We start from the raw sequence: 13,347 nt of genomic DNA on the forward strand, positions 1-13,347 counted from the left end.
AAGGGAGAACCAAATGAATTATAAAAAAGAATTTATTGAATTTATGGTGCGGTCAGGTGTGTTGACCTTCGGTGAATTTACCACGAAGAGCGGGCGGAAATCACCATATTTCATCAATACAGGAAATTACAAAACGGGAAGGCAGCTTGGGATGCTTGGCGAGTTTTATGCTCACTGCATTGGAGATCATATAGAGCAAGGGAATCTTAAGAAGGACATAACTGCTTTGTTTGGACCAGCATATAAGGGGATTCCCATCTCTGTAGCGGCATCCATTGCTCTGGCGCAGAAGCATGGCATTGACATCAACTACTGCACCAACCGCAAGGAGGTCAAAGATCATGGCGAAGGAGGCTCGCTAATGGGTTATCAACTGCAGCCGGGAGATTCTGTGCTGATTGTTGAGGATGTAATCACTGCAGGGACTGCTATGAGAGAATGCCTGCCGATCCTGAACCATTATGGTGTCAGTGTCGAGGGGCTTATCGTATCGGTGGACAGGATGGAACGGGGTGCAGGAAATGCAACTGCAATTCAGGAGCTGAGAGAGGAATATGGCATCGCAACCTATCCGATCATAACCGTTTTGGATATTCTGGAACATTTGCATGGGAAGGAAATTGACGGCAAGATACAGATCGACGACGGGACAAAAGAGAAGATTGAAGCTTATTTGGACACATATTGTGCGAAATAAGAATAAAACAACTCCCTTTGGAAAAAATAGTCTGAAAAGAATATATGGGCATATCTGAAAACTATTTGCAGTTTCAGATGAGCCCTAAGATAAAGGGGGATTACAATGGAAAATAACAAGTTTGACGATTATATCGGTTTCTTTAGAAGTCTTTTGCCATTGGGGGAGAGCTTTGATATAGTAGAAAGAAATCTCGTGATTGGTGAAAAAGAAGCGTATCTGTATTTTATTGATGGCTTTCTGAATTCCGATGTTTTGGAACGGGTAATTACCAGCCTTTTGCTCGTCAGCAAGCACGACATGGGGCAAAGAAGCAGCGCCTCTGATTTTATCAAATATCACGTACCTCATGGGCCTGCATCGACAGAAAAAAATACCGACAAAATGATGAAGTCACTATTGTCAGGTCTAACGGTTATGATCATTGACGGTTATGCTGATGCGATTGTTATGGATCTGCGAACCTATCCGGCACGCGGTGTTGAGGAGCCGGAAAAAGAGAAGTCTTTAAGGGGGCCGAAAGACGGCTTTGTTGAGACTCTTTTGTTCAATACTACTATGATCAGAAGAAGGATTAGAGATCCTAGGCTGGTCTTTGAAATGTATACCATCGGCTCCACTTCAAAGACGGATGTTTGCGTTGGATATATAAAAGGTGTCGTGAAAGAGGAGACTCTTGAAGTTATCAAGAAGAAATTAGCAGGGATCAAAAGAGATACACTGACAGTGGGTGATCAAAGCTTGGTAGAAGCTATGGCGAAATCTCAGTGGCTGAGTCCCTTTCCCAAAGTTCGTTACAGCCAAAGGCCAGATGTGATCTCGGCGCATCTGACGGAGGGGAAGCTGGTTCTTCTGGTGGACAATAGTCCCACTGCCATTCTTGTACCCACCGGTATCTTTGACTTTTTTCAAGATACAGATGATTATTATTTTCCGCTGATCACAGGAAACTATTTCAGGCTGCTGCGTGTGTTAAATATGATTGCGGTAATCTTTCTCACACCGGTTTATCTACTTCTTGCGGAAGGCTTTCTTCCCGTCCATCCAAGACTGGAATTCTTTATTCCTGACGAGGGATATGCCATTCCACTCTTTTTCCAGTTTATTCTGCTGGAATTTGCTATAGACGCACTGAAATTGGCGTCCTTGAACACGCCAAGCTCACTGGGGATGTCTCTGTCTGTAATTGGGGCTTTGATCCTGGGCCAGTTTGCTGTTGATTCCGGTTGGTTTATCCCCCAAACCATATTATGTATGGCTGTTCTTGCATTGGCCAGCTTTACGCAGCCAAGCATTGAACTGGGGTACGCTACAAAGTACATGAGAGTTCTAATCTTAATCGGTGTTGCCATATATGGTCTTTGGGGTGCCCTCATCGCCTTGCTGCTCGATCTCATTATGCTGGTTAAAACAAAGAATATTGTAGGAACTTCCTATTTATATCCACTGGTACCGCTGAATAAGGAAGTGCTGAAACGCTTACTATTCCGAACAAAAGCTTAATCAGTTCAAGCTGTTACTGACGCACTGGAACGATAATAGAATTTAACAAACTTGATATTATAAAAATCACAAGCGATAATATCCTGAGTTTCAATATCCAGAAGCAAAATGTAATTGATCCCCAACCCAATTAACCTGCCCGATCTCATAACGCGGTTTGTTGTACCGATCAAAAATTCTACCTCGACGTATTTTCCGATCTGTGTTCTTAAGAATCCATTCAGGTATTGCAAGCTTTCGTAGTCCAATATCTGACGGCTTTCTGGAGGAAGCAGCGGGTTGACGGGTACTTGTATAGTAGGTCTGCCTTCTGCGGGTGGCTGAGTGGCCGGGGGCAGGTTGGGATATATGGGTACCGGTGTCCCTGATGCGGGAGGCGTCGGTATTTCAGAGGCGGAAGGCATTAGCGCTTCCGGTGAGGAAGCTGTCGTTAAAACCGCTAGCTGATCTTCCTGAATTTTTTGTATTCTGGATTTTATCAGATTACAATCAAACATTGGATTCCTTTCCTTTCTTATCAAGTATTCGCATAATATTGAGTGGGGATATAAAAGCAATGATCCCCAACTCTTGTATGAATAACGCCTACGTTGGTTGGAAAATACGGAGGGCATTGAGGGCTGTACGGATTAAAAAAGAAAAGGGAGTTATCGACTCCGCTCAGTCTGTTGCCTGCCAGTGCCCAGTCGACAATGGCATAGTGCTCGTCGGTAGGGTTCATATTATTGACATTCTGAGGATTATACACCCCTCCGATGGAAGTCTGCATGCACACAAACTGCCTCGCCTGCTCTATAATATTACGGACATTGCCTCCCTCGCTAATTCGAGCGAATTCTCCGAAAGGAATATTTACTCTGTTCATGATGACGGTTGCTACTGCACGCATTCCATCCTCACCTTCACCTCCGGCCTCACATTGAATCAGCCTGGCAAAGAGTTCCCGCGTATCAAAGGAATCAAACGCCATGTAAGTCACCTCAATAAAGTTTTATTTTAGTATATGCGTTCTCCTTGTAAAGTGATATTAGATGATTGCTAAAAGGTGAACTCAACTTTCAGGTTTCCGTTGATTTTAATCGTATCCCCATCAGCCAGTCTAAGATTGCTGTATGTCTGCCGATCGGAATAGTAAGAGCCGGGTGCGCCAAGGATCTCGTTAAGTCCTGTGCGTCCAAGAGACTCCACGCTTCCGATAAAGTTGCCTCCTCCAGATACGGCGGTACAATTATACTTGCCTGCCGGAATATCCTCGCCGACCACATATTGCCCTGCGCTAAGGGTAAAGGGTGCAGTTGGAAGTGCAGCGGGCTTCGCACCTATGTAGATGGATTTTGTCGCGGCATCCCATGATACGTCGTGACCCAGCGCTTCAGCGGCCGCTCTTACGGGAAGATAGGCTGTCCCATTATAAATAAAAGGCTCTACAATTGTTCCGTTTGCATCCTTCGGAGTGATCATTCTTTGATTAATATAGAGTTTGATATTGTTGTAGCTGGCGGTAATGTTCTTCGTTTCTGAAATCGCATAAACGGTTAATGACATGGAAAATACCAAAATCACCGATGCAATACCTGCGATAAACCCCTGAATTTTATCTCTTCTCATCGTACCCACTCCTTTGAATTGATCCATTGATCATTTTTTTTATTAGACAATGGATGCTCCCTCGATATTTTTCCTCATAATATCACATGTTTTACCAAATATAAATACCCGATATACAAAAACTGTAAACTTCAAATTTTATGTAAAATGTTCAATATAAAAAGAATAAAATTACCTTTGAATCTTTTCCGTTCTTCCGCTATACTAATAGTCTGTGGAAAAGGAGAGACAACAATGAGAAGGCTTACGACAGGAATCCTGCTCTTTTTTCTGCTGATCTTAACAGGCTGTTATGATGCTCACAATTCAGCAAATGCTCCGGAGAGTTACTCTGTAGTAAGGGTTGTTGACGGTGACACCATCATTGTTGACTTAGACGGTACCGAGGAGCGCGTTCGTTTGATCGGAGTGGATACCCCGGAGTCGGTTCATCCGGCCAAAAGCAAAAATGTTGCATACGGAAAGATTGCGTCTGAGTTTACCAAGTCGATGTTGGAAGATCAAGCTGTAACTCTGGAATATGATGTTCAGGAAAGGGATCGATACGGCAGAGTACTTGCGTATGTGTACCTTGACGGTGAGATGTTCAACAAGACCCTGCTTGAAGAAGGTCATGCTAAGGTGGCTACCTATCCGCCGAATGTGAAATATGTAGATGCTTTTACAGCAATTCAGGAAAAAGCAAGGGAAGAAAAAAAGGGTGTATGGGCTTATGATGCGTTTGAGGGCAGTGAGGGAAGCACTACATCTGAAGAAAAGAATGAAAAAACGCAAATAGATGAGCAGAATGAGGAAAAGCAAACGAAAGATCAGGCATCGTTAGGATCAGAACAATCAGAAGATTATTACGTTGGGAATTCCAACACAAAAAAGTTTCACAGGCCAGGCTGCAGATACGCAGTAGATATCAAACCGGAAAACAGCGTTATGATTGAGCAGAGAAATGATGCACTGCAGCAGGGATATGATCCTTGCAAGGTGTGCAAACCTTAAAAAGGACCCCGGCGAAAAAAAGCCGGGGCTTTATAATATGGAGAGGAAAAACAAACTGATTGTGTAATCCTTAATTTAGATAACCTTCCAGCAGGCTTGAGAGTGCGTTGCCGCTGCTGCTATGACTTCTGAGTACGGAAATATTGGACTTTTCAGCTTCCTGAACGGCAATCTCTACCATTTTATGGGAGACGGTGCCTGTAAATAACACAATGACGTCAGGGGAACCGATCATTTTCCGCAGGTTCCTCACAGGATCCACAAATACCTTTGCTTTGCAGTTGTGCATCTTGCATACATCCTTATACTTACTTATCATTTTCTCGTTACCACCTATAATTATTATGCTCATAATCGGCGCCTCCTTTTATCATACTAATCATATATGAATTATATGTTTTGTTTCGAGAATCATACCTTATTTTTTTAGGCTTGTCAATATAAATTTCAAATATTTCATAATCTGCATATCATGTAGGATATTATAAGAAAGATTCTCAACATGAGCTACAAATCATATCATAAATTTTCCATAAATATTATGAAAATGTGCCACAATATACTGTATACATGACAAAATCTTAACAAATACTTCACTGTTTTATGGTATACTTTTCAAGTATGCGTGGTGGTTCCATTGTGGTGCAACTTGTCAAGTAATGCTGACTATGATAAAATGAAAAATGGAAAAATAGCAGCTGAATTTATACAAACCAGATGTTTTGACTCCCGGATAGGGGAGCAAAGAAAAGGAAATACCATGTCATTTACTCACCTTCACGTACATACGGAATACAGTCTTCTGGACGGAGCAGCGCGGATCAAGGATCTGATTGCAGGAGCCAAAGCGCTCGGCATGAAAGCCGTGGCCATTACGGACCATGGTGCGATGTTCGGTGTAGTGGATTTTTATAAGGAAGCGAAGAAGAACGGCATCAAGCCCATCATTGGCTGTGAGGTTTATACTGCAGCAAGAAGCATGAGGGAGAAAGATGCAGAAAAAGACAAACGTCAGGGCCATCTGGTATTGCTGGCAAAGGACGAAATTGGATACCGCAACCTTATGAAGATCGTTTCCGCAGGGTATACAGAAGGTTTCTATTATAAACCGAGGATCGATCATGAACTTCTGAGAACCTATAGCGAGGGAATTATCGCTTTGAGTGCCTGCCTTGCGGGAGAGGTTCAATGGAAGCTTATGAACGGCGATTATGAGGGCGCAAAAAAAGAAGCTCTTGCCTTGCTGGAAATCTTCGGAGTGGGTAATTTTTATCTGGAACTTCAAGATCAGGGCTTAGAAGAACAGCTGCGAATCCTTCCGGATATGAAACGACTCAGGGAAGAAACAGGCATCCCCTTTGTGGCAACCAATGATGTGCATTATGTAAAAAGAGAGGATGCAATTCCCCATGATGTCCTGCTTTGCATTCAAACGGCTAAAACCGTAGATGACGAAAACAGGATGCGATTCCCCAATGACCAGTTCTATTTGAAATCTCAGCAGGAAATGGAGCATTTGTTTGCCGATTTACCGGAAGCGATAGAGAACACAAATACGATTGCAGAGCGCTGTAATGTGGAATTTCAATTTGGGCAGATTCACCTTCCGGAATTTAGTGCTCCCGCAGGGAAAACCAATGAGGCGTATCTTCGAGAACTATGTATGGAGGGGATGGCGTACCGATATGGAAGCGCTTCGAAAGAACTTGAGGAACGGCTCAATTATGAGCTTGATACCATTTTAGCCATGGGCTATGTGGAGTATTTTCTGATCGTTTGGGATTTTATCAATTACGCCAAGAACCATGGCATTATGGTGGGGCCGGGAAGAGGTTCTGCCGCAGGCAGTCTGGTGGCCTATACGCTGAGAATTACGGACATCGATCCGATTAAATACGGTTTGATCTTTGAACGATTCCTGAATCCTGAGCGAATCAGCATGCCTGATATTGATATTGACTTTTGCTACGAAAGGCGTCAGGAAGTGATCAACTATGTGGTTGAAAAATACGGCGCGGATAAAGTGGCACAGATCATAACCTTTGGTACAATGAAAGCCAAGGCTGCAGTCCGTGACGTGGGCCGTGCCATCAACATGAGCTATGGTGACGTTGATGTTATTGCGAAAGCCATTCCGTTTGATTTGAAGATGACCATTGAGAAAGCACTGGACATGAATCCGGAGCTTCGGGCAACTTACGAAGAAGACCGGCGCGTAAAAGAACTGCTGGACACGGCTAAGGCGCTGGAGGGAATGCCGAGGCACGCATCCACCCATGCGGCGGGTGTGGTAATTTCTAAAAAGAGCATTCATGAATACGTTCCTCTCTATTTGGCAGATAAAGGAATCAGTACCCAGTTCCCTATGGGAACCATTGAAGAACTGGGCTTGCTGAAAATGGACTTCCTCGGTCTGAGAAATCTGACCGTAATCAGAGATGCCCTGGAGCTTATACAGGAAAATCATGGTGTAACCATTGATCTGTCCAGAATGACCTATGACGACAAGGCAGTGTATGATCTGATCAGCTGCGGCAATACGCAAGGAGTGTTTCAGCTGGAAAGCTCAGGTATGACACAGTTTATGAAAAACCTGAAGCCTGACTGCTTTGAAGATGTGGTTGCAGGGATTTCTCTGTATCGTCCGGGTCCAATGGCATCGATTCCAACCTACATTGAAAATAAAAAGAATCCGGATAAAATTCAGTATGTTGACCGGAGTCTTGAGCCCATTTTGTCGGTCACTTACGGCTGCCTTGTTTATCAGGAGCAAGTTATGCAGATTGTACGTGATTTAGCTGGGTATACATATGGAAGAAGTGACTTAGTTCGAAGAGCTATGAGCAAAAAAAAGATGGATATCATGCTTCAGGAACAGGAATACTTTGTATATGGAAAGAATAACGATGATGGCAGTGTGGACATTCAAGGCTGTGTCAGAAACGGCATTTCTGAAAAGGCTGCCAAGGAAATCTATAATCAGATGATTAGCTTTGCAGAATACGCTTTTAACAAATCTCATGCCGCCGCGTATGCGGTGCTGGCATATCAAACGGCGTACCTAAAAGCGTATTATCCTGTAGAGTTTATGGCAGCACTTATGACCAGTGTCATCGGAGATTCCACGCAGATCGCAAAATATATTCGAAACTGCGGAGAAATGAAGATTGAAGTACTGCCGCCCAATATTAACGAAAGCAGCAAGAAGTTCACTGTGAAGGATAGGAAGATCAGGTTCGGCTTGCTGGGCGTCAAGAATGTCGGAGAAGGAGTCATTGATGCGATTGTCAGAATGCGAGAGGAGAAAGGGACCCCCAGAGACATTTTCCAGCTTGTAGACAATATCGACATTCATGAAATCAATAAAAAGGCCTTGGAGAGCCTGATCAAAGCAGGCGCTCTGGATTGCCTCAATGAAAACCGAGCACAGCATCTGTCTGTTTATGAAGGTTTGATTGAGTCGGCTCAGAACAATTCCAGAAAAAATATAGATGGGCAGCTCTCCTTATTCCAGATGAATGCAGAAAGCATGCAGAGATCTGGGATTACAGGACGCCTTCCCGACGTAGCCAATTTTGCTAAGGATCTCCTTATGGCTATGGAAAAAGAAATGCTGGGTGTCTATCTGACTGGCCACCCGTTATCGGATTACGCAGAGCAAATCGAAAAGATCGCAACAGTTACATCCGAGGATTTGCTTCATGCCGAAGGAAATACCGAAATTCAGGATGGCATGAAGGCTACCATGGCCGGCATGATCAGTTCCAAGAAAACTTTGATCACCAAAAAAAATAAGATGATGGCCTTTCTTCAGCTGGAAGATCTCTTCGGAACAACCGAGGTCATTGTCTTCCCCAACATATATGAAACATCACTGCACCTGTTAAAAAATGACAACGTGATTGTGGTTCGGGGTACTGTAAATTTTAAGGAAGATGAAGAACCAAAGCTTCTCGCAGACAAAATTATTGCCGTTTCGGATTATAATGGAGGTTTGGTATCCAAAACAGTACGGATTACCATCCCGCGCAATCTGGACGAATCAGCTGTACTATCGAGGATCAGAGAGATCATCATGGAACACAAAGGTGATACACCGGTGGTAATTGCTTCAGAAACCACCGGTAAGAAATACAAAACAAAGTCAGATTTGTGGGTGAAACCCGATGAGGTTTTCAAGAGAAAGCTGACTGAACTGGTAGGCAGGAACAATATACAGTAGAGGAATTATATTTTTAATCGTAAGAATGAATCACTCGATAGGAGGTAATTGTCGTGAAGAGAATTGCAGTACTGACAAGCGGAGGGGACGCTCCCGGAATGAATGCCGCTATCCGTGCGGTTGTAAGAGGAGCACTCTATCATAAACTAGAAGTTTACGGTATCGAACGTGGATATGAAGGCCTGATCAACGGAGAAATCAAAGAATTATCCGTAGGCTCTGTTTCAGATATTCTTCAGAGGGGCGGAACATGGTTGAAAACCGCTAGAAGTAAGCGCTTTATGACTCCCGAAGGTTTTCGAAGAGCGCTGGATATGCTGCAGAATTTTGAAATTGAAGGCGTGGTAGTCATTGGCGGAGACGGATCCTTCCGGGGAGGCCTGGAGCTTACGAAAGCAGGGATTACTGTGATAGGACTCCCGGGAACCATTGACAATGACCTTGCTTACACCGATTTTACCATCGGATTTGATACTTCAGTCAATACGGTATTATCAGCCCTCGGAAATATCAGAGATACTTCCTCCTCTCATGAGAGGAGTACTGTAATAGAAGTAATGGGCAGGCACTGCGGTGACATCGCACTTTATGCGGGACTGACCGGCGGAGCCGAAAGTATATTGATCCCCGAGGAACCGGTTGATATGAATAAGATTTGCCGTACTTTGATTCAGGGAAAAAATAGGGGAAAAATGCACAGCATTATCCTCAGGGCCGAGGGTGTTGAAATGAGCACTCAGGAACTAGCGAAAACCATTGAGGAAAGAACGGGCATGGAGACTAAGGTTGTGGTTTTGGGATATATTCAAAGAGGTGGATCCCCCACGGCAAGAGATCGCATGCTGGCAACAAGAATGGGATACAAAGCAGTAGAATTGCTGCTTGAGGAAGGAATGACCAGCAAAGCAGTAGGTGTAAAGGGTGATGAGATCATCTATTATGATCTGGAAGAAGCACTTAATATGAAGGGCTGCCATGATAAGTCACTGATGGAGCTGGCTGAAATTATGTCAATATAGAGAAAATACTGATCCATTCCAAGCGCTGGTCTGATTGAACAACGAAGACGGCGCACCTTCCAATTGATCAGTGTTTTCATAGATTTGGAGAATATGAAAATGAAGAAAACGAAAATTATCTGTACCATCGGTCCTTCTTGTCAGGATCGCGAAACCTTAAAAAACATGATGGTGTCCGGTATGAACGCTGCCAGAATGAATTTTTCTCACGGCGATCATGAGGAACAGAAAGGGAAAATGGATCTCGTAAAAGAGCTTCGTGAAGAACTGGAACTCCCTATTTCCATCATTTTGGATACCAAAGGACCAGAAATCAGAACAGGACAGTTTGTCGAGAAAGTAGTCCAGCTGAGCGAAGGACAGCAGTTTATTCTATCAATGGACGATGTTTCCGGTACAAAGGAAATCTGTTCCGTATCCTATAAAGGTCTGATCGATGATGTTAAGCCTGGCGACCGGATTCTTCTGGATGACGGCCTCATCGGATTGACTGTTGACGAACTAAAGGAAAAAAATATCATCTGTACCGTTGATAACAGCGGAGAAATTAAAAATAACAAAAGCATCAATGTTCCGGGCGTGACGGTAAAGCTTCCTGCAATTACCGAAAAAGACAAGCAAGATATTTTGTTCGGGATTGAGCAGCAGGTAGACTTTATTGCCGCATCCTTTGTAAGAAGAGGCTCAGACGTAGAAGAAATGAAAGCGTTTTTGAAGGAGCACGGCGGTGAGCATATTAGAATCATTTCAAAGATTGAAAATAAAGAGGGCGTTGATAACATCCATGACATCATTGATGCGTCAGATGCTGTTATGGTGGCAAGAGGGGATCTCGGTGTTGAAATACCAGCTGAACAGGTTCCGATCATTCAGAAGAAGATTATCAAGCTTTGCAACCTTCTGGGAAAACCAGTTATCACCGCTACACAGATGATGGATTCCATGATCAGAAACCCCAGACCTACAAGAGCAGAGGTTGCTGACGTGGCCAATGCCGTATTTGACGGCACTGACGTAATCATGCTGTCAGGAGAAACCGCATCAGGAAAATATCCTGTAGAAGCGGTGAAATCCATGGTGGATATCGCATCTGCTGCAGAAGCGACTCTGAATTATGATACGATCTTAAAAGAGCGCTATCGGGCAAAGGACGACTGCCTTACCGATGCCATCGGTTATGCCAGTGTTGCCAGCGCCAACGGTCTGAAAGCCACGGCCATACTGACACCTACTGCAGCAGGATCAACGGCGCAGGTGGTATCCAAGTTCAGACCGAGAGCACCGATCGTTGCACTCGCTTCCACAGCACAGGTTGCACGGCATTTATCCCTTGTGTGGGGTGTCATTCCTCTCGTTTCCTCACCGGTGAAAACCATGAAAGACGAGTTTATTGAGTCCATCGACGCATCGTTAGAAAAAGGCTTCATCGCCGATGGAGATCTTGTGGTAATTACCGCAGGAGTTCCAGTGGGTGTGGCAGGTATGACGAATATGATGAGACTGCATATTGTAGGAAACACGATCTAAAGATCGTTTCTTAGAACGAAATGGGTCATAAGTGATGCTCTTTCTGGGTCAGCACCTGTAAAGAGCGCTAAATTCCCTTCCGTCACATCAATAAATACAGCTTAAACCGATCATAGGACAAACTCAAAGGAGGGGAATACCCCTCCTTTTTTTAATGAGGAAATCAGTTACTCTTGGCTTTCCGAAGCAGAGTCAACCTGATCCTCCGTCCGATATTTACCGGCCCCGAAAAGGCGGTTGAGGACAAATACTGTTGCAAGGAAAAGAATAAGGACTACCAGCATGGGAAGAATCCAATGATCAACAAAGCCCGATATGAGAAAACCAACACATGCAACGCAGGCGCAAGTTACAGAATAAGGAATCTGGGTCTTGATGTGATCGGTATGGCGGATATTTGCTGCGGCAGAAGATAAAATTGCAGTGTCAGCCAGAGGAGAACAGTGATTACCGAAGCCGCCGCCGCCGATGACCGCTGCGATACAGGCGTATACGTTGATGTCCATGGCGATTGCAAGGGGAACGGCGAGAGGGATCATGATGGCATAAGTTCCCCAGGTGGCTCCGGTAGAGAAGGTCATAATGCAGGAAAAGATAAAAATAATGACTGCAACAAGAAACGGCGGAACATTTCCGACAAAGAGAGAAGCAACATAGCCTGCTGTATCCAGCTCATCCCCAACCCCTCCGATGCTCCAGGCAAAGGCCAGCAGTATGACCACAAAGAGCATGGATTTGGTCCCCACAACGAAAGCCGCTATGGAATCGCCGACTTTGGAAAGCCTGCGGACTGCGTAAAAGATAATGGCGAAGATTACAGCAATGGAAACCGCATAGGTTAGGGCAAGCATTCCGTCCATATTGTTCACCGCATCCAGTACATTGAAGCTTTCAAAGAAACCGCCGGTATAAAGCATGAAGATCAATGCACAGCAAATAAGGAGCAGGATTGGTGCAAGCAGGTCAAGGGCTGTGCCATTTTTCTGCTCAATGGAGGAAAAATCATCATCATCGGCTCCGCCTCCGCTGAAAGTTTTATCACATAGAGCACCTGTGAGCATGGTTCGTTTTTCTGCTTTTGCCATGGGGCCATAATCAAGACCCAGGTAGACCACGATAATGACCATGATGATGGAAAGCCATGCGTAAAAGTTAAAAGGAATGCAGAGCAGAAACGCCTGGAAGGCATCCTGATCGACCCCTGCGCTGGCATAGCTGTCTGCAATAAGGGAACAGATAAAGGCTACCCAGCTGGATAGTGGAACGACAAGACAGATTCCAACGGCGGTGGAGTCGATGATATAGGAAAGCTTTTCCCTGGATACACCGAATTTGTCACTGATCGGACGCATGATCGCACCGTTTGTCAGGGCATTGAAATAGTCGTCGAAGAAAATGAGAAGACCGATGAGCCATGTGGTACCTTGGGCACCTTTTTTCGTAGTAATTCGGCGGCCTAGTAAATTTCCAAAAGCGGTAGAACCTCCTGAACGGGTCAGAAGTCCGATCATGCCTCCTAATAGAATTACAATGATCAATACCTGCATATTCCAAGGGTCGGTAAGTTTTGCAATAATGATTTCTATCATTTTTTCAAAACCACCAAGAGGGTGGCCGCCAACAATGATAAGGCAGCCGGTATAAACACCAATGAAGAGTGAGAGCAGAACTTCTTTTGTGGCAATTGCAAGCACAATTGTGAGGAGGGGAGGAACGATCGCCCAGAATCCTACTTCCATAAAGTGACCTCCTTTTTCTTTATTTTTAGGGAGTACGAA

9 protein-coding genes and 2 pseudogenes are annotated in these 13,347 nt (G+C 44.4%); 6 read left to right on the plus strand and 5 right to left on the minus strand.

Translation table 11 applies throughout. The features are described 5' to 3' along the window. The first annotated feature begins 13 nt into the window (after positions 1-13). Both pyrE and FRZ06_02380 read left to right on the plus strand, forming a co-directional pair. A complete protein-coding gene (gene pyrE / locus FRZ06_02375) occupies positions 14-697 on the plus strand; it encodes an orotate phosphoribosyltransferase (GenBank protein QOX62283.1) in 684 nt (227 codons plus the stop codon). A 105-nt stretch (positions 698-802) separates the two neighbouring features. Next, a complete protein-coding gene (locus FRZ06_02380; protein ID QOX62284.1) occupies positions 803-2,200 on the plus strand; it encodes a spore germination protein in 1,398 nt (465 codons plus the stop codon). A 5-nt stretch (positions 2,201-2,205) separates the two neighbouring features. On the opposite strand, the gene FRZ06_02385 is transcribed toward FRZ06_02380, so the two are convergent. The 3 genes and pseudogenes from FRZ06_02385 to FRZ06_02395 form a co-directional block, all read right to left on the minus strand. Continuing rightward, complete coding sequence (locus FRZ06_02385; protein QOX62285.1) at positions 2,206-2,697, minus strand: hypothetical protein; 492 nt, start codon at positions 2,695-2,697, stop codon at positions 2,206-2,208. A gap of 20 nt (positions 2,698-2,717) precedes the next feature. After that, positions 2,718-3,170, minus strand: a complete 453-nt coding sequence (locus tag FRZ06_02390; GenBank protein QOX62286.1) for a cell wall hydrolase — start codon at positions 3,168-3,170, stop codon at positions 2,718-2,720. A gap of 347 nt (positions 3,171-3,517) precedes the next feature. Continuing rightward, positions 3,518-3,745, minus strand: a pseudogene (locus FRZ06_02395) (copper amine oxidase N-terminal domain-containing protein). A gap of 297 nt (positions 3,746-4,042) precedes the next feature. On the opposite strand from FRZ06_02395, the pseudogene FRZ06_02400 reads away from it, so the two are divergent. Next, positions 4,043-4,516 (plus strand): annotated as a pseudogene (locus tag FRZ06_02400) (nuclease). 355 nt (positions 4,517-4,871) lie between these two features. Here FRZ06_02400 and FRZ06_02405 read toward each other — a convergent pair. Continuing rightward, entirely contained in the window at positions 4,872-5,153 is a 282-nt protein-coding gene (locus FRZ06_02405; protein ID QOX62287.1) for a DUF2325 domain-containing protein, read from the minus strand. Between the two features lie 408 nt (positions 5,154-5,561). Between FRZ06_02405 and FRZ06_02410 the strand changes: the two genes are divergently transcribed. The 3 genes from FRZ06_02410 to pyk all read left to right on the plus strand — a co-directional run bounded on the left by FRZ06_02410 (position 5,562) and on the right by pyk (position 11,569). Then, positions 5,562-9,023 carry a DNA polymerase III subunit alpha gene (locus FRZ06_02410; GenBank protein QOX62288.1) on the plus strand — a complete coding sequence of 1,154 codons (3,462 nt, stop codon included), beginning with the start codon at positions 5,562-5,564 and terminating at the stop codon, positions 9,021-9,023. Between the two features lie 53 nt (positions 9,024-9,076). Continuing rightward, positions 9,077-10,042, plus strand: coding sequence for a 6-phosphofructokinase (pfkA, locus tag FRZ06_02415; GenBank protein QOX62289.1), 966 nt, complete (start codon positions 9,077-9,079; stop codon positions 10,040-10,042). Between the two features lie 99 nt (positions 10,043-10,141). Continuing rightward, the gene (pyk, locus tag FRZ06_02420) at positions 10,142-11,569 is read left to right on the plus strand and encodes a pyruvate kinase (GenBank protein ID QOX62290.1); all 1,428 of its coding nucleotides are present in this window, start codon (positions 10,142-10,144) and stop codon (positions 11,567-11,569) included. Between the two features lie 167 nt (positions 11,570-11,736). Here the strand turns inward: pyk and FRZ06_02425 are convergent, their stop codons facing one another. Continuing rightward, positions 11,737-13,308, minus strand: a complete 1,572-nt coding sequence (locus FRZ06_02425; protein QOX62291.1) for a Na+/H+ antiporter NhaC family protein — start codon at positions 13,306-13,308, stop codon at positions 11,737-11,739. Between the last annotated feature and the right edge of the window lie 39 nt (positions 13,309-13,347).

This window comes from Clostridiales bacterium, from assembly GCA_015243575.1.
Taxonomy (GTDB): domain Bacteria; phylum Bacillota; class Clostridia; order Peptostreptococcales; family Anaerovoracaceae; genus Anoxybacterium; species Anoxybacterium hadale.

Coding starts and splice junctions, on each gene's coding strand:
- FRZ06_02390 (QOX62286.1), bottom strand. CDS start 3,170: ATGGCGTTTGATTCCTTTGATACGCGGGAACTCTTTGCCAGGCTGATT.
- FRZ06_02425 (QOX62291.1), bottom strand. CDS start 13,308: ATGGAAGTAGGATTCTGGGCGATCGTTCCTCCCCTCCTCACAATTGTG.
- FRZ06_02410 (QOX62288.1), top strand. CDS start 5,562: ATGTCATTTACTCACCTTCACGTACATACGGAATACAGTCTTCTGGAC.
- pyrE (QOX62283.1), top strand. CDS start 14: ATGAATTATAAAAAAGAATTTATTGAATTTATGGTGCGGTCAGGTGTG.
- FRZ06_02380 (QOX62284.1), top strand. CDS start 803: ATGGAAAATAACAAGTTTGACGATTATATCGGTTTCTTTAGAAGTCTT.
- pyk (QOX62290.1), top strand. CDS start 10,142: ATGAAGAAAACGAAAATTATCTGTACCATCGGTCCTTCTTGTCAGGAT.
- FRZ06_02405 (QOX62287.1), bottom strand. CDS start 5,153: ATGAGCATAATAATTATAGGTGGTAACGAGAAAATGATAAGTAAGTAT.
- FRZ06_02385 (QOX62285.1), bottom strand. CDS start 2,697: ATGTTTGATTGTAATCTGATAAAATCCAGAATACAAAAAATTCAGGAA.